17 protein-coding genes and 2 riboswitches are annotated in these 17864 nt (G+C 34.9%); of the genes, 5 read left to right on the top strand and 12 right to left on the bottom strand.

Annotation, left to right across the window (positions count from 1 at the left end; all coding sequences use genetic code 11):
• Window positions 1-10: 10 nt before the first annotated feature.
• The 5 genes from THEBR_RS02600 to THEBR_RS02580 all read right to left on the bottom strand — a co-directional run bounded on the left by THEBR_RS02600 (window position 11) and on the right by THEBR_RS02580 (window position 6504).
• Window positions 11-1147: a Gfo/Idh/MocA family protein gene (locus tag THEBR_RS02600; RefSeq protein WP_012269034.1), complete on the bottom strand. Its 1137-nt coding sequence runs from the start codon at window positions 1145-1147 to the stop codon at window positions 11-13.
• 98 nt (window positions 1148-1245) lie between these two features.
• A complete protein-coding gene (gene metX / locus THEBR_RS02595; RefSeq protein ID WP_003867485.1) occupies window positions 1246-2346 on the bottom strand; it encodes a homoserine O-acetyltransferase MetX in 1101 nt (366 codons plus the stop codon).
• A gap of 20 nt (window positions 2347-2366) precedes the next feature.
• Window positions 2367-3650 carry a homocysteine synthase gene (locus THEBR_RS02590; protein WP_006569537.1) on the bottom strand — a complete coding sequence of 428 codons (1284 nt, stop codon included), beginning with the start codon at window positions 3648-3650 and terminating at the stop codon, window positions 2367-2369.
• Window positions 3651-3689: 39 nt separating this feature from the next.
• Complete coding sequence (locus THEBR_RS02585) at window positions 3690-4982, bottom strand: homoserine dehydrogenase (protein WP_012269033.1); 1293 nt, start codon at window positions 4980-4982, stop codon at window positions 3690-3692.
• A 67-nt stretch (window positions 4983-5049) separates the two neighbouring features.
• Window positions 5050-5160, bottom strand: a riboswitch (SAM riboswitch).
• A gap of 300 nt (window positions 5161-5460) precedes the next feature.
• On the bottom strand, window positions 5461-6504 hold the full coding sequence (locus tag THEBR_RS02580) for an IS30 family transposase (protein WP_011025138.1): 1044 nt from the start codon (window positions 6502-6504) through the stop codon (window positions 5461-5463).
• Window positions 6505-6704: 200 nt separating this feature from the next.
• Window positions 6705-6812, top strand: a riboswitch (TPP riboswitch).
• Between the two features lie 45 nt (window positions 6813-6857).
• On the opposite strand from THEBR_RS02580, the gene thiC reads away from it, so the two are divergent.
• The 4 genes from thiC (at window position 6858) to THEBR_RS02560 (ending at window position 11052) form a co-directional block, all read left to right on the top strand.
• A complete protein-coding gene (gene thiC, locus THEBR_RS02575) occupies window positions 6858-8156 on the top strand; it encodes a phosphomethylpyrimidine synthase ThiC (RefSeq protein WP_012269032.1) in 1299 nt (432 codons plus the stop codon).
• Between the two features lie 85 nt (window positions 8157-8241).
• Entirely contained in the window at window positions 8242-8400 is a 159-nt protein-coding gene (gene rd / locus THEBR_RS02570) for a rubredoxin (protein ID WP_003871221.1), read from the top strand.
• A gap of 117 nt (window positions 8401-8517) precedes the next feature.
• Window positions 8518-9657, top strand: coding sequence for a universal stress protein (locus THEBR_RS02565; protein WP_004404448.1), 1140 nt, complete (start codon window positions 8518-8520; stop codon window positions 9655-9657).
• Between the two features lie 30 nt (window positions 9658-9687).
• A complete protein-coding gene (locus tag THEBR_RS02560; protein ID WP_012269031.1) occupies window positions 9688-11052 on the top strand; it encodes a Na+/H+ antiporter NhaC family protein in 1365 nt (454 codons plus the stop codon).
• Between the two features lie 12 nt (window positions 11053-11064).
• On the opposite strand, the gene THEBR_RS02555 is transcribed toward THEBR_RS02560, so the two are convergent.
• Window positions 11065-12309, bottom strand: coding sequence for a 6-phosphofructokinase (locus THEBR_RS02555; protein ID WP_012269030.1), 1245 nt, complete (start codon window positions 12307-12309; stop codon window positions 11065-11067).
• 183 nt (window positions 12310-12492) lie between these two features.
• Here THEBR_RS02555 and THEBR_RS02550 point away from each other — a divergent pair, with 183 nt between their 5' ends.
• Window positions 12493-13008 (top strand): ferredoxin domain-containing protein, encoded by a 516-nt coding sequence (locus THEBR_RS02550; protein WP_012269029.1) that lies wholly within the window; start codon window positions 12493-12495, stop codon window positions 13006-13008.
• A gap of 28 nt (window positions 13009-13036) precedes the next feature.
• Here the strand turns inward: THEBR_RS02550 and THEBR_RS02545 are convergent, their stop codons facing one another.
• From THEBR_RS02545 to alr, 6 genes are all read right to left on the bottom strand, one after another.
• Window positions 13037-13957, bottom strand: coding sequence for a transketolase family protein (locus tag THEBR_RS02545; RefSeq protein ID WP_012269028.1), 921 nt, complete (start codon window positions 13955-13957; stop codon window positions 13037-13039).
• Complete coding sequence (locus tag THEBR_RS02540) at window positions 13958-14779, bottom strand: transketolase (RefSeq protein ID WP_012268649.1); 822 nt, start codon at window positions 14777-14779, stop codon at window positions 13958-13960. It lies immediately after the preceding gene.
• Window positions 14780-14794: 15 nt separating this feature from the next.
• Window positions 14795-15640 (bottom strand): YitT family protein, encoded by an 846-nt coding sequence (locus THEBR_RS02535; protein ID WP_003867473.1) that lies wholly within the window; start codon window positions 15638-15640, stop codon window positions 14795-14797.
• Between the two features lie 327 nt (window positions 15641-15967).
• Window positions 15968-16318 (bottom strand): type II toxin-antitoxin system PemK/MazF family toxin, encoded by a 351-nt coding sequence (locus THEBR_RS02530; protein ID WP_003867472.1) that lies wholly within the window; start codon window positions 16316-16318, stop codon window positions 15968-15970.
• 2 nt (window positions 16319-16320) lie between these two features.
• The gene (locus THEBR_RS02525; protein WP_003867471.1) at window positions 16321-16596 is read right to left on the bottom strand and encodes a CopG family ribbon-helix-helix protein; all 276 of its coding nucleotides are present in this window, start codon (window positions 16594-16596) and stop codon (window positions 16321-16323) included.
• 89 nt (window positions 16597-16685) lie between these two features.
• The gene (alr, locus tag THEBR_RS02520) at window positions 16686-17852 is read right to left on the bottom strand and encodes an alanine racemase (protein WP_003867470.1); all 1167 of its coding nucleotides are present in this window, start codon (window positions 17850-17852) and stop codon (window positions 16686-16688) included.
• Between the last annotated feature and the right edge of the window lie 12 nt (window positions 17853-17864).

Below are 17864 nucleotides of genomic sequence, written 5' to 3'. Positions count from 1 at the left end.
ATACTGACAACTAATCTTTTAGATTACTAATAACTTTCCCATTATTTTCAGCTGATAATAATATTTTATCCAAAATAACCTGGTCTTTGTAGGCTTCCTCAAAAGTGGGTGTCTCACTAAATACAATTTTATCCTCTACTATATTTGTAAAAAAATTTATAAGGCTTGCCATGTGTAAATCTACCATCCATCCAAGAGAATACTTTTCTGTAGGATATATTGACTCCACATACTCGCTAAATTTGCTTTTTGTATCGTAATCGCCAATTATTTGGACATTCTCTTGCTTTTTATATAATACAGCATAACGAGGATGTTTTGTAGATATTTTTATTGAGCCCTTTGTACCGTATATTTCAAATCGAGTCTCCTCCTCAAGGTCGGCAGATATCCTTGAAGCTTCGATGCTTCCCCATCCTCCATTTTTCATTTCCACTTCTACATTTGTCCAGTCATCTACATCCACTTCTTCATAAATTTCAGAGCCTTTGGATACAGGCCTTTTTTTAAAATATGTCTTCGAATTTGATCTTAAAGACTTTATTTCTCCCATCATAAATCTTACTGCATCCACAAGGTGTATCCCCATGTCAACTATTGCTCCACCACCAGAAGTAGCTTTTTTCATTTTCCAGGACATAGGCCTTTTAGGGTCCATATATCCTGAATGAAGCATTAAAGCTTTAAAATTTAAAATTTCACCTATTTCTCCATTTTTTATCATATCTCTTGCCTGGTTTACAGCAGGCATAAACCTATACATTAAAGCTGTTTGATGTATTATCCTTTTTTCTTTTGCCTTTTCCATTATTTCATAGGCTTCTTTGCCGTTAACTCCTATTGGCTTCTCAAGATATAATGGAATGCCTTTTTCTATCACTTTCATCGCCTGTTCATAATGAAGGTAATTAGGGGTACATATGTCGACAGCATCAAGGCCGCCCTCTTCCAACATTTCTTCAATACTTTTTACACCTTTTTCAAAAAAATGTGGTATATCTTCTATGTTATTCTTGTACACAGGTCCAAGTTTCACTTCAAAAGGAAGGTTTTTAAATATCAAAGGCATTGAAAAACAAGCTATAGAATGGATTGTCCCAATAAAGCCAAGCCCTACAAAACCAAGTTTTATTTCTTTTTTTGACATCAAAATCACCTCTTTTTAAAATTCCGATATATTAATTATAACATTAATAAAGCATAAAAAAGAACAACCCCCTTTTAAAAGGGACTGTTCTTTTACAATTATACACAAACCATTTCTTTATTGTATGTTTCTTCTATAAAATCCGAAATAATAGGTCCAATCTTATCTATATCCACCAAAAAAGAGTCATGACCTTGCATTGAAGATATTTCTTCAATTTTGCCACACCCTCCTGAAGCATTAAGTTTTTTAATGAAATCCCTCATGTACTTAGAAGGAAAAATCATATCTGTATCTATCCCTATCATGAGTATTTCCGCTTTAATCCTTTTAAGTGCCATCTTTAAAGAACCATAAGGCTTCGTAATGTCATGTTCATTCATAGCCCATAAAATATATAAATAGGAATTTGCATCAAATCTGTTTATAAAAGACAAACCATGATAGTTGAGGTAATTTTCCACTTCAAAATTGTTTTCATCTCTTAACCTATCAAATCTATAGTCAAATAAATCGCCACTTTTGTAGGTTATCATTCCCAGCATTCTGGCAGTACTCAATCCTTTATCAGGTTTATGGGGCTTATCATAGTAATCACCGCCGTAAAAATGTGGGTCATTTAGTATGCATTGTATTCCTACATGATTATACGCAATATTAAGAGGAGTAAGCTTATAATCAGCAGCTATGACAATAGATTTATCCACTAAATCCGGGTATGTCACTGCCCACTCTAAAGCCTGCATTCCTCCCATAGACCCTCCAATAGCGACTTTTATCCGGTCTATGCCAAGATAATCTAGAAGAAGTTTCTGCACTCTCACCATGTCTCTTATATTAATTTTTGGAAACCTTAAACCGTAAGGTTTTCCTGTTCTAGGGTCTATAGAAGAAGGGCCTGTCGTTCCATAACAACTGCCAAGAAAGTTAGAACATATGACAAAATACTTATCTGTATCAATATACTTGCCCGGACCAATTAAAGGGTCCCACCAGCCCACGTTATTTTTCCCAGGATGCATACCTGCTGCATGTGCACTGCCACTTAAAGCGTGTTCCACAAGTATCACGTTATTTTTTTCTTTATTTAATTTTCCATAAGTTTCATAAACAATAGTAAGTTCATCAAAACTATATCCACTTTCTGTAGTGAATATATTTTTCCCTTTTAGTGTAACCTTTTTTTCCTCAACTATCATCTACATCAACCTTTCCTTATCTATTTTTGCGATGCATAAAGCGCATTATCAAGGTCTTCTAATATATCTTCTATGTCTTCCAGCCCTACAGAAAGTCTTATCATATCCTCCGTAACACCAGAAGCTAGCTGTTCTTCTTTTGATAACTGCTGATGGGTCGTGCTGGCTGGATGTATAACCAAAGACTTTGCATCCCCTATATTAGCAAGATGAGTAAATAATTTTAAACTCTCTATAAACTTAATGCCTGCTTTTAATCCACCTTTTATGCCAAAAGTCAAAACTCCTCCTTGCCCTCTTGGCAAATACTTTTGTGCCAAAGCATAATATGGACTTGATTTAAGTCCTGGATAATTCACCCACGAAACGTAGGGATGAGAAGCTAAAAACTCTGCAACTTTTAAAGCATTTTGACTGTGCCTTTCCATCCTAAGAGATAAAGTCTCTAATCCTTGTGCGAATAAAAATGCATTAAAGGGACTCAAAGCAGTACCCAAATCCCTTAAAAGCTGCACCCTCGCTTTTACAATATAAGCTGCTTCGCCTACATCTTTTACATACCTTATACCATGATAACTTGGATCTGGTTCTGTAAGTTCTGGAAACTTTCCATTGTCCCAATTAAATTTTCCAGAATCTACTATAACTCCACCTATAGAAGTCCCATGTCCACCTATAAATTTAGTCGCCGAATGTACCACTATATCAGCCCCAAACTCGATAGGCCGTGCAAGGTAAGGAGTTGCAAAAGTATTATCTACAATGAGAGGAATTCCTGCAGTGTGGGCAATTTCTGCTATTTTTTCAATGTCAGCCACGTCAATCTTTGGATTGCCAATAGTCTCAACGTACAAAGCTTTTGTGTTATCTGTTATTTGACTTTTAAAGTTTTCAGGATTGCTGGGGTCCACAAACTTAAAATTTATACCAAACTTTTTCAAAGTAGTCGCAAAAAGATTATAAGTCCCTCCATAAAGATTGGTAGAAGATACAATCTCGTCTCCTACTCCTGCGATATTAGTAACTGCCAGCGTTATAGCTGCTTGACCTGAAGATACAGCAAGGGCACCTACTCCACCTTCTAATGCAGCTATTCTCTTTTCAAAAACGTCAACTGTGGGGTTCATCATTCGAGTATATATATACCCTTCTTCTTTTAAGGCAAAGAGGTCTGCAGCGTGCTCAGTACTTTTAAAAGCAAAGGAAGAAGTTTGATATATAGGAAGTGCTACAGCTCCCGTAGTTGGGTCAGGCTCCCACCCTTCATGAATTGCCAAAGTTGAAAAACCATATTTTTTAGACATAATCTTTATCCCCTTTCATCAAATATAAATATTTGATTTCTAAATTACTCCTACCAAATCTTCAAATTCTTTTAACTGTAACTCATCTATATCCTCTTGTAACACTTTAAAAATTGCTTTTAGTTCTCCAATTTTTTTGTCATTTAGCTTTTCTACAAATACATCAATATTTGTCTTTAATTTAATTACAGCAGCAAATGTGTCATTTTCGTAAGAGGACTCTAAGATTAAAGCTTCTTCTCTTTTAAAGAAATTCAAAATCTTTTGTAGATTTAAAATATCTCCTTTATGCATTTTGAGTCTTATATAAAACGTATCTGTAAAGCTTCCTTGACGAACTGGAAGAAGCTTTGCTGCATCATTATCTTTGATATTATAATTTAACAGTATATCAATTAAATCCGCGACAACTGCATCTCCAGTAGGAAGCTCTCCTGCCCCTTTGCCCACAAATACATATTCGCCAAAACTATCTCCTTTAAGAATAACAGCATTATTTACGTCGTTTACCCTCGACAAAATATTGCTTTCCTCAACCAAAACGGGTTCTACTCCTGCAAAAACACCATTTTCTATCTTTTTTCCCCATGCAAACAATTTTAATTTATACCCCCATTCAGTGATATAATCTAAATCTTCTCTTGCAATCCCATCAATCCCACTTCTCCTTATAGAATTTACCGGCACATTTACATTAAATACTTTGCGCATTAGAATAATCAGTTTATACAGTGAATCAAAACCTTTTACATCATAATCGGGATTTGCTTCTGCATAACCTAATTGCTGAGCTTCTTTAAGTGCTTCTTCATAACTTTTTCCTTTAGTAGACATTTGCGTAAGAATGTAGTTAGTAGTGCCGTTTACTATACCTCCTACAAAATCTATTTCATCTGTGATTTTTAATCTATCAATTTGATGAAGTATAGGTATTGCTCCTCCAACACTTGCTTCGCATTTTAAAAACACTCCATTTTTTTTTGCTGTTTCATTTAAATCTTCCCCATGTTTAGCCATCAATTCTTTATTTGCAGTGATTACATGCTTCCCTGAAGACAAGGCTTCCTTCACATATTCGTAAGCTGGAGAAATGCCTCCTATTGCTTCAATGACTATTTTTATCTCTTTATCTTTCAAAATTTCTTCAGCATTTTGGGTAAGTAGTCCTTCTACCTTCACTTTCCTTGGCTTATTGAGATTTTTCACGAGTATCTTCTTTATCTCAGGATAAACCCCTGTACTCTCCCTTATATGACCTCCTCTTGAAGTTATCAATTTATATACTCCTGTTCCTACTGTTCCAAGTCCTAATAATCCGATTTTTATTTTCATGTCACACCTCCAAATAAATTTTTAGGCCCTCTTCTCAATGAGAAGAGGGCCTAATAATCCGCCACTCCTCTCATCTCTCAGGTTAGACACCCTAACCTGCAGGATTTGGCACCAGACGCATATAAATGCCGGTTGCCGGGTTTCATCGGGCCAGTCCCTCCACCACTCTTGATAAGAGGTTTGTGTGTAATATTATATTCAATTTTGCATGTTGTAATCTATGTTATCACTTTGAAACTGTAAAGTCAAGAACTTTTTTTTGTACTCTTTCTTAAATTTTTTCTTATAAATTGCAATATTAAATGCAACACCTAATGAAAATCATGTAGATATAGGATTTGGAACAAATCATATATAACCTTAAGCCCATCTTAGTTAACAAGTTGAGCGAAGGTCGTGATTTGTCAAGGGTTAAAGTCAGGCGAAGCCTGCCCCTTGACAAATCACGAACGAGCTCTAAACTTTATAATGGATGGGCTTAACAGATTTTTGCCAGCTCTTCATAAAAGTATTCCTTAGGCGTTTTGTAATTTAACAATTTTCGTGGAAGGTTATTAAGCCAGTTTTCTACTCTCTTTATCGTATCTATAGATAAATCTTTAATACTTTTACCTTTAGGGATGAAACGTCGTATAAGACCGTTATGTCGTTCATTTGTAGCTCTTTCCCAAGATGAATATGGATGTGTATAATATACTTCTACGCCATATTCTAAAAGAGCACTTTCTAAATCACTAAACTCTGTACCATTATCAGATGTTATTGTTTTAAAGACCTTGCTTAAATTGTCACCAAACATATCTTTTAATTTTGATAATGCATCTTTAACAGATTTATTGTCTTTTGCATCTAATAAGAATATTATTTCATGGCGAGTCTTACGCTCTATTAATGTTAAAAGGACCTTGTCATTAGATTTCTTGCCAATTAACGTATCTATTTCCCAATGCCCAAAAACTTCACGGCTTTCAACTTCTTTAGGCCTAAAATCAATACTTTTACCCATAATACGTTTATTTTTACGATTTTGTTTCTTTCTTGGTTTTAAACGTAGTTTTAAAGGTAAATCAATGTTTTTAACTTTTAATAATCCTCTATCTATATAGTTGTACAGTGTTTTAGTACAAACAATAGTTTTATTATTCCAGCTTGGGTCTTTTTTACAATAGCCTACAACTGCATCTGGTGACCATTTTTCATTTAATATTTTATTTTCAGCATATTTCAAAAAATCTTCTGCTTTAGCTACTTTAAATTTAGCTCCGCAATTTGAGCGATTTTTTTCGTAGATAGCTTGACCGGTTTCAGGAAAATAGCTTGTATAAGAAGATAAATCACTTCTAAGTTGTGTAGTAGTTCCACGTTTAATTTCACGGCTTATAGTGCTTGGAGATCGATTAAGTTTTTTAGCAATATACCGAATACTTCTTCCTTCTTTGAGTAATGCATAGATTTCTCCTCGTTCATAGCTACTTAAGTGTTTAAAAGAACGCTTTTTTGTGGTATCATTATTATGAACCATAGTGAAAATCCTCCTTGTATGATGTTTAGTTGACACCTATATCATACACGATTTTCACTATGGTTTCTATTCTTTTATCTGTTGCATTTAATTATACAACTAACCTTAAATTTTTTCTAAATTATAATATACGCCGATTTTTTTTAGTGGTATAATAATATTGTATAATATTTATACCCTATCGATTATAAAAATTTAATATTTGCCACATGGGGTGCCGGCGTAACCGGCTGAGAAAAAGGTGTTGCCTTTTAACCCATCGAACCTGTTAGGTTAGTACCTGCGTAGGGATGTGGTCATCTGCCATGGCTATAATCCCCATGGTTTATTTATTTTTTAAGGAGGTTTTTATTATGACACAATTGGAATACGCCCTTTCAGGCATTGTCACAAAAGAGATGAAAATAGTCGCAGAGTATGAAGGAGTAGACGAAGAATTTATTTTAGAAGGAGTTAAAAAAGGAGAAATAGTAATACCATCAAACATCAACCACAAAAACCTCATTCCCAAAGGCATAGGAAGGGGTTTATCGACAAAAGTAAATGCCAATATAGGAACCTCTGATGCATACCCTGAAATTGAAAAAGAAATTGAAAAATTAAATGTTGCTGTAAAAGCTGGAGCAGATGCGGTAATGGATTTAAGCACAGGGGGCGACATTAACCAATCTTGTAGAAAAATACTTGAAAATTCCCCTGTCCCTGTAGGAACTGTCCCTATGTATCAAGCAGCTGTAGAATCTATATCCAAATACGGTAGCATTGTAGCTATGCCTGAAGAATTTATTTTTGAAGTTATAGAAGAACAAGCAAAAGACGGGGTTGATTTTATTACAGTCCACTGTGGTCTAACATTTGAATCATTGAAAAAGCTTAAAGACAACGGCCGAGTGATGGATATAGTAAGCCGCGGTGGCTCCTTTACAATTGCTTGGATGCTCCATAACAACAAAGAAAATCCTTTGTATAAACATTTTGATAGACTCCTTGATATTGCTAAAAAATATGACATAACTCTAAGCTTAGGAGATGGACTGCGTCCAGGTTGTCTTGAAGATGCTACAGACGCAGCACAAATTCAAGAACTTATAATCCTTGGCGAATTGGTAAAGAAATCTCGAGAGGCAGGAGTTCAAGTTATGGTAGAAGGACCCGGGCATGTGCCAATTGACCAAATTGAAGCAAATGTAAAACTTCAAAAACAACTTTGTCACAACGCTCCTTTTTATGTGCTTGGCCCTATTGTGACTGATATAGCTCCTGGTTATGACCACATAACTTCAGCAATCGGAGGAGCAATTGCAGCAGCTTCTGGTGCTGATTTCCTTTGCTATGTTACACCCGCTGAACATCTCGGACTTCCAGACAAAGAAGATGTCAAAGAAGGCGTTATTGCAGCAAAAATAGCTGCCCATGCTGCAGATATCGCAAAAGGCGTAAAAGGTGCTAAAGAAAAAGATTTAACTATGGCTAGAGCTAGAAAAGCCTTAAACTGGGATGAGCAAATAAAGCTTTCTATAGACCCTGATAAAGCTTTTAAATATCGCGTCAATAAAAACATATCTACAGCCAAAACTTGCAGTATGTGCGGAAAATTCTGCGCTATGAAAATTGTCAGTGAGTACCTTGGAACTTCAACTATGACTTGCTAATACCTTTGCCTTATTTACATTCCCCCCTTGATTTTCTTTGCTAATTTCTGCTATAATAGAGGAAAACATCAAGGGGGTATTTTTTATGGAAAAGTGGCAGTGCACAGTATGCGGGTACATCTATGATCCAGAAGAAGGAGACCCATCACAAGGAATTGAACCAGGAACTCCTTTTGAAGAATTGCCTGATGATTGGGTCTGCCCGGACTGTGGAGTAGGAAAAGATATGTTTGAAAAAATGTGAGGGAGCAATTGCTCTCTCTTTTTATTGATTTTTAATAAGATTCATATTATTATAGTTGTATGAAATCATTATGCTCAAACAAAGATATAATCAAACTGTGGAGGGCGTGTAAATTTAATGAGTGAAGGTTTTAGGAGGTTAACTCCTGAAGAAGCTTTAGAAATTATAAAAAAGCAACAGCGAGGAAAATTAAAAATATTCTTAGGATATGCTCCTGGTGTTGGAAAAACTTATGCAATGCTCAATGAAGGCAACAGGCGTCTTAAAAGAGGTCAAGATGTAGTAATAGGTTATGTGGAAACTCATGGAAGAAAAGAGACAGAAGCACAAATAGGAAATTTAGAAATAATCCCGCGAAAAAAAATTGAATACCACGGCATGATATTAGAAGAAATGGATACCGACGCCATAATTGCTCGTAAACCAGAAGTAGTTTTGATAGATGAATTGGCACATACGAATGCGCCTGGCTCTAAGCACAAAAAAAGATATGAAGATGTGGAAGAAATTTTACGCCATGGAATAAATGTAATTACAACACTTAACATCCAACATTTAGAAAGTTTAAATGACGTTATTCAACAAATCACAGGTGTTGCTGTAAGAGAAACAATCCCTGACAGCATAGTCGATAACGCAGATGAAATTGTTGCTGTAGATTTGACTCCTGATGCTTTGCTTAATCGATTAAAAAGAGGAGATATTTATCCAGTAAGCAAAGTCGATGAGTGTCTATCTAACTTTTTTAGAAAGGGAAATTTAAATGCTTTAAGAGAGTTAATGCTAAGACTTACCGCCGAAGAAGTAGATATAGAATTAGAAGAATATATGAAAGAGCATGGAATAACTGATACATGGGAAACAAATGAAAAAATAATGGTGTGTATAACACCAAATCCACTATCTAAAAAGCTTATAAGAAGGGGTGCAAGGAGAGCAAGAAGATTCAAATGTGATTGGGTAGTAGTGTATGTAAACTGTACACATTTTCTTGCACCTAAACTTACTGAAAAAGATAAAGAAGTTTTAGAAAGCCATTTTATGTTAGCAAAACAATTAGGAGCAGAAGTCTACACATTGACAGGAAAAAGCGTGTCTGATGAGCTTTTAAAATTTGCAAAGCAAATGCACATTACACAAATAATAATAGGGCATTCTCAAAGGTCAAGACTGCAAACCTTTTTTAGAGGTTCTACTGTTATAAAGTTAATTAAAAAAGCAAAAAATATAGAAATTCACGTAATACCTTATAAATAACTTCTTCATTACTAAAAGGAGCAGTGAAAAATGGAAAACAAATTTAGAATCTCACTTATAACTTTTTTGTTAATTTTAGCCATAACCATGACAATGGTATTAGTTTTTCACCAACCTCCCTATATACCGCTTTTTATAAGCTATATAATAACCTTTGCTATTGTTTTGATAAACGGTTTTTCGCCTCAAGAACTTGTCAATATGTCAATTGATGGATTTAAAAAAGGTATAAATGTGATGATTATACTCCTTTTGATAGGAGCCCTAGTTGCCTTGTGGAAACAGAATGGAACGCTTCCGGCTCTTGTTTACTATGCCTCCCACTTTTTAAAACCACAAGGTTTTCTATTATTGTCTTTTATCACAACCTCTATTATCTCAATGATTTTAGGTACAGCTGTAGGAACCGCCAGTACTATTGGAATAGTAATAATGGGATTAGCCCATGGCTTTGGCTATCCTCTTCCAATAGTTGCTGGTGCAGTAATATCCGGTTCTTTTATAGGAGATAGGACCTCTCCCCTTGCAGGAAATGTCATTCTTCTGTCGGATATGGGAGAAATTGAGCAATACAATGTACTTAAATCTCTTTTTAAAACTGCAATTCCTACTTATATATTAACTGGTTTATTGTACTATCTTTTAAGTCTTCACATTAATATTTCTTCGCCCTACACTTTTGACAATCTTGCAGCTATAATTTTGAAAAATTATAAAATAAACTTCTTCTTGTTTTTAGCTCCTATAATGATTATAACCTTAGCTTTTTTTAGAATTCCTACAAAGATAAATCTTTCAATTGCTGTCCTTCTCTCCTACTTTGTCTCTTTACTAAATGGTTATAACCTTATAGATTCTTTAAAAGTCATTATGATGGGAAATGTATCTAATATTCCAGAATTTAAATCTTTCTTTTCAGGAGGAGGTATGGTTTCAATTTTCCCAATGATAGGAGTAGTAACCTTTGCTACCGCTCTTTCTGGAATATTAGAAGGGACAGGAATTATAAAAGCAGTTTTTAAAAAAGCTCAAAAAATTAAAAACCCTAAAATTGCCTATTTGGTCACAATGTTATTAAGCACTTTAATGGCAGTAATAACTTGCAATCAAGCCCTTTCTGTAATTTTACCTTCCCGCATAATGTTAGAAGTGTTTAGAAATCTTAACGTAAAAAGTGATATGATGGTAAGAGCAATAGCAGATTCAGGCATGATACTTGCCGGCATAATACCCTGGAATTTAGCAGCAATGTTTCTTTCTGCAGTTTTAGGAGTAAAAGTCATTGATTACCTTCCCTATGCTTATTTAAATCTATTATTCCCTATATTATCAATACTTATCGTGTTTATAGAAAGTAATAAACAATATAGCAATGTTCTAATGGAAGAATTTTAAAAAAGCAGGATTTTATTCCTGCTTTTTTATCGCATATTTTAAGTTTATATAATAAGGTAACCCTTCTGCCATAGGGACCTTCACTTCTCCTTGTATAAGTGGTCTTGCATAATCAAAAAATTCTTCAGTAACATAATTACCTTCTTCATTTATCCAATTTAAAGGCATTTTTTTCTCCTTGTTACACACTTTATCAACATCTACAATATCCGTTTTAACAGTGTATGGGTAATTTCTTTCTCTTACAAGACTTATCATTTTCCCGGTTTCACCAAATAACGCATACTTTACTGCTTCCTTCCCCAACATCTCAGCTTCTTCAAAATCCACTTTAGATGCCAAGTGCATTGCACATCTTTGCGTTACACCAAGTCTGGTCATTTTGACACGTTTATATATTTTCTCTTTTACAAGCTTTTCTATATAGTCTCCTACTCCTCCCAGTTGAGGATGACCAAAAGCATCTTTATGATAAGCATTTTCTTTTCTTCCAATGTAATTCCCTTTTTCATCCATAAGTCCTTCTGATACAGTTATAAAGACATTGCCATATTCCTTATAAGCTTTATTTACATCCTCTAAAAATCTTTCCTCATTAAAAGGTATCTCAGGAAGATAAATAAGTTGTTTCAAATGGGGCAATCTTTCTTTAACCAAAGCAGAAGAAGCGGTAAGCCAACCTGCATTTCTGCCCATCACTTCGAGTACGTTAATTGTTTTAGTCTCATACACTTCCGCATCTAAAGCAAGTTCTAAAGTAGTTGTGGCTATATATTTTGCCGCACTTCCAAAACCAGGAGAATGATCTGTAAACATCAAATCGTTATCAATAGTCTTAGGAATTCCAATTACATTTATTTCAAAACCTATTTCTCTTGCATATTTACTGATTTTGTCAACGGCATCCATAGAATCATTGCCACCTATGTAGAAAAAATATTTAATGTTGTATTTCTTAAAAATTTCTATTAACTTTTTGTATTCCTCTTCATCCTCTAAATAGTCTTTTAGCCTATATCGGCACGACCCTAATGCAGCCGCAGGGCTAAATCTCATTTGTTTTATTCTTTCATAGGGAATATCAAATATGTCAATAATATTGCCTTTTATTATACCTTCTATGCCGTTTATCCCACCATAAACTTTATCAATTTTCTCTGAGCGTGAAGCTTCCATTATAGCTCCATACAGACTGGAGTTAATAACAGCTGTAGGACCACCCGATTGTGCTATAAGACAATTGCTTTTAGTATACATAATATACCCCCATTGTGATATTCTATTATAAATTGTAAAGTAATTCAGATATATTATATCACAAAAAGAAATATAATAATAATTTTCGATAAAATTTTATCAACCCTTCTTGCAAAAAGTAAAAAAATATAGGAAAATTATAATAAATAACGCATTCATCTTAAAAATACGGAGGGAAACATTATGGATGTAATTGAATTAGCTGCTCATTTGATGGCATTATCAGCGAGAACAGCGCCTAAAGCAACTGGAAAAGACTTTATAGAGACAAAAGTTATCACAGGTGAAGACCTTATAAGATTAAAAGAGGATATGATGAAATATGGAGAAGAATCCGGAAAGAAAAATTTTGACAGGGATGCAAAAAACGTCGCTAACTCCAGTGCAGTACTTTTAATTTCATTAAATAAACCAGAAAAAGTTGGACTAAATTGCGGCGCTTGCGGTTATAATCTTTGCACTAGTCTAAGGGATTTTAGAGAAGGTACAGAATTTGCAGGTCCCATATGTGCATGGAGGCTCATCGACTTAGGAATAGCAGTAGGGTCTGCAGTTAAAACCGCCAGTCTCTTGAATGTGGATAATCGAGTTATGTATAGAATAGGTGTAAGTGCAAGAAGGTTAAAATTAATTGAAGGAGAGATTGTGGTAGGCATTCCTCTTTCTGCTACAGGCAAAAACATATACTTTGATAGATAAAAAATGCCAGGTTAAATCCTGGCATTTTTTAAAATGACTTAGCTGCTTTTACAATATCCTCCGCTGTCAAACCATAATGTTTTAAAAGCTCTTTAGGTGAACCCGATTGTCCAAACTCATCTCTTATTCCAATTCTCTTTATCTTCACTGGATATTCCTCTGAAAGAACCTCTGCTACCGCCGAACCAAGCCCACCTATTATGCTGTGCTCTTCTGCTGTTATAACTTTGCCCGTCTTTTTAGCTACTTCTACTATTAAATCTTTGTCTATCGGCTTTATTGTGTGTATATTGACAACTGTCGCCTCTATTCCCTCTTCTTTTAGTTTATCTGCTGCTTCAATCGCTATGGCCACCATTACCCCCGTTGCTATTATCGCTACGTCTTTTCCTTCTCTTATTACTTCACCTTTCCCTAATTCGAATTTGTAGTTTTGGTCATGTATATCTGGTACTGCCATCCTCCCCAGCCTTATGTATACTGGTCCATAGTGTTCTGCCGCCGCAAATATGGCTTGTCTTGCTTCTTCTGCATCGGCAGGGTTTATCACTACCATCCCTGGTATTCCTCTCATAAGGGATATGTCCTCTATTGATTGATGGGTCGCCCCGTCTTCTCCTACTGTTATACCAGCATGGGTTGCCGCTATTTTTACATTTAAGTGTGGATAACCTATGGAGTTTCTCACTTGCTCGTATGCTCTTCCTGTTGCAAATATGGCAAAAGTGCTGGCAAAAGGAATTTTCCCACAGGTAGCAAGTCCTGCTGCTGTTACCATCATGTCTTGCTCTGATATTCCCATGTTGAAAAATCTATCTGGATATACTTTTTGAAAATCTGCCGTCTTTGTAGATTTTGATAAATCTGCATCTAATACTACTACATTTTTGTTTTTTGCGCCTAATTCTACTAAGGCTTTCCCATAGGCTTCTCTTGTCGCCATAGCCATTTATACTCCACTCCCTTCAAGTTCTTGTATAGCTTTTTGTCTTTGTTCTTCGTTAGGCGCACTGCCATGCCATCCTACTTGATTTTCCATGAAGGATACGCCTTTTCCTTTTATTGTATGAGCTATTATCAAAGTGGGTTTTCCTTTTGTAGCTTTTGCTTCTTCTATGGCTTTGTCTATTTGGTCAAAGTCGTGACCGTCTATTTCTATTACGTGCCATCCAAAAGCATTGAATTTTTCATTTACTGGTTCTATGTTTTTTACTTCTCTGTTTGGGCCATCTATTTGTAAGCCGTTAAAGTCAAGTATTGCTGTTAAGTTGTCCAATTTGTAATGGGCTGCTGTCATAGCTGCTTCCCATATTTGCCCTTCTTGTAATTCTCCATCTCCTAATATTACATAGACTCTATAGCCCTTTTTATCTAATTTACCTGCTAATGCCATTCCATTTGCAGCAGAAAGTCCTTGCCCTAATGACCCTGTGGTCATATCAAGTCCCGGTGTGGATTTCATATCGGGATGCCCTTGAAGTATTGAGCCAAGCTTTCTTAAAGTTTTTAACTCTTCTTTCGGGAAAAACCCTTTTTCAGCTAATACAGCATACAGGGCAGGAGCTGCATGACCTTTTGAAAGCACAAGTCTGTCCCTATCTTCCCATTTGGGATTGTCAGGCTTTACATTCATTTTGTCAAAATAGAGCAGGGTTAAAATATCTGCACAGGATAATGACCCCCCAGGATGGCCAGATCCTGCTTCTGCCAACATGTTTATGATGTCTATTCTCACTTCTTTTGCCTTTTGCTTTAAAAATTCTTTGTCCATACCAATACCTCCATTTCACATGTTTTTAAATCCTTCTCCTAAAACTTCATGGGCTGTTGATAATATCATGAAAGCGTTGGGGTCTATTCTTTTCACAAGGCTTCTTAAGGTTGTAACTTCTCTACGAGTTACAACACACAACAAAACATTTTTGTCCTTTTTTGAATAACCCCCTCTTCCTTTTAGTTCTGTTACCCCCCTTTCCATTTCCTCCAATATTGATTTACTAATTTCCTCATACCTATCAGAAATAATTATAGCAATTCTCTCATCGCCACTACCTTCTTGTATGAGGTCAATAACTTTGATAGAAATAAATTCAGTAGCTAAAGCATAAAGGGCAAGTTCCGGGCTAAAAACTATGCCTGCTAAAGTTATTATTACAAAGTCTATTATAAGCAGTATTCTGCCCACACTTAAAAAGTGTATGTATTTATGCAAAGTCATAGCAGCCATGTCTGTTCCACCAGTTGTTGCTCCATATTTTATCACAATACCTATCCCTACACCCATTATTATACCACCATATACTGCCGCCAATATTGTATCATGGGTAAGAGGTTTTAAAAAAGCCAATGCATCAATAGAAACACCTAATAAAATAGTTGAATAAAGTGTTTTAGCTCCAAAACCTGTTCCTAAAGCTTTAGTCGAGATGATAAAAAGCGGAATATTTATTGCCAAGGTAACTGCTCCTATTGGCCATCCAAACAAATGTTGTAGAACAACTGCAAGTCCACTTACTCCACCAGGAGCAATTTTGTTAGGTGCCAAAAACAAATCTAAGGATAAAGCCACAAGTAATGTTCCTACACTAACCCCAAAAAAATCTATTATTATTTTTTTAGCGGTAATTTTCATAATATCCTCCTTAAAGATTCTGTTAGTTTTTGAATAGTAGCAATCTTTTATAAGACTTATTATTTCATCCTCGCTTAAGAAATATTGTGCTCAAATAATATATCAAAATTCTTTTTGGTTTTTTCCCTTAACTCATCTAAATATTTAGACATCTTATTCGTATATCCTTCTTGTGTTTATGAATTTATTACTAACATAAAGGATAAAAATTCTATTCTCTTTTTTAAAGGAAAAACTATAAAAGACTTTAATTATAATTATATCATAAAACTTTTTTCGCCGTACAAAAAAACAGCGCTAAGCGCTGCCTTATAATTAGTTAACCTTTTAAAAATCAATCAACCCTAAACTTATTTGCAAAGCTTCATTGACTTTCTCCATCATTTCCTGGTCAAAATGACCAATTTTTTCTCTTAAACGTTTTTTGTCAATAGTCCTTATTTGCTCCAATAATACTACAGAATCTTTGTTAAGTCCATATTCTGCCCCATTTATTTCAACATGAGTGGGCAATTTGGCTTTGTTAATCTGAGATGTAATTGCCGCTACTATTACTGTTGGACTATATTTATTACCAATATCATTTTGAATTATAAGTACAGGCCGAATTCCGCCCTGTTCAGAGCCTATTACAGGGCTTAAATCGGCATAAAAAATGTCTCCCCTCTTTATCACCATAGTTAATCACACTTTTTCAATTTCATTTCATATCCTGTAAAACATTCGTTTTCTGCGGTTAGGCCCATTTCCGCAAGTTCACTGTTAATTGCTGCCATCTCAAGATATCCCTTTTTCATGCTCTCTCGTATTTGAATTTTTTTCTTCTCGCGTATATATAATTTCATCGCTTCTCTTATAAATTCACTGCGATTCCTGTTTTCCATAGCGGCAAGAACATCAACTTCTTCTAATAAACTTTGCGGCAAGCTTACAAGTATTCGCTTTGTTTCGCCCACTTTTAGGACCTCCTTACGCACTTATATAATTTATTATATATTACTATATATAATGATGTCAATCATTTGTAAATTTTATACTATAAAAGTCAAATTTTTAAATAATTTTTTACCTCAATTACCTCTCCTTTGTAAATATATATTCGAGGTACCCTTCTAGATATTCCACAATATACTTCATAAGGTATAGTATTTAATTTTTTAGCAATCTCCTCTGCTGTTATTTTTTCTCCATCTTGATTTCCAAAAATAGTTACATCATCACCTACTTCTACTCCTTCTATATCGGTGACATCTAACATCGTTTGGTCCATACAAATTCTCCCAATTACAGGAGCATATTTCCCTTTTACTAAGACATGATGATTATTAGAGAGTAATCTATTAAAACCATCAGCATATCCTACAGGCAATGTGGCAATTTTGCTTTTTCTTTTAGTTATAAATGTCCTTCCATAACTAATGGAAGTACCTTCAGGTACTTCTTTTATATACACTATTTTAGTTTTAAAACCCATAGTCTGTCTTAAATCCAATGGTCTTTCAACATTTTCTGAAGGATAACTACCGTATAGAACTATTCCTGGCCTTACCATGTCTAAATAAGTATATTTAAGGTCAATAATTGCTCCACTGTTAGCTATATGCTTTAAAGGAATGTTTATCTCTTTTTGCTTTAAGCTTTCTAACAATTTCTTGAACATATCAAACTGTTGTTCAGCATATGTTTTATCTTTTTCATCAGAAGTAGCAAAATGACTAAATATGCCTTCTACCTCTACCCCTTCCATTTCCATCATTTTTTCTATCTCTTTTTCAGCTACATTTAAATCTGTATATCCTATCCGTCCCATACCTGTATCAACTTTTACATGAACTTTAGCCTTCTTACCCACATTTAAGGCAATTCTTTCTAAGTCTTTAACATAGTTTATATCAAAAACAGTTTGAGTTATATTGTGCACAATTAATTCTTTGGCCTGAGGTAAAGGCGTATATCCAAAAACGAGTATGGGAATATTAATTCCGCATTCCCTTAATTCTAACGCCTCTTCTATTGTAGCTACTCCCAAATAAGAAACCCCATTTTCTATTAAAACCTTTGCTACTTGACAAGCTCCATGACCATAAGCATTGGCTTTCACTACCCCCATTATTTTTACTTTCTTCCCCACCCATCTCTTTACTTCACTCAAATTATGCACTATATTATCCAAATATATTTCTGCTCTTGTTGGCCTTATATTATCAAACATTAAAAATCCCCC

The organism is Thermoanaerobacter brockii subsp. finnii Ako-1 (assembly GCF_000175295.2).
Taxonomy (GTDB): Bacteria; Bacillota; Thermoanaerobacteria; order Thermoanaerobacterales; family Thermoanaerobacteraceae; genus Thermoanaerobacter; species Thermoanaerobacter pseudethanolicus.
This window is presented reverse-complemented; position numbering and strand designations above follow the sequence as displayed.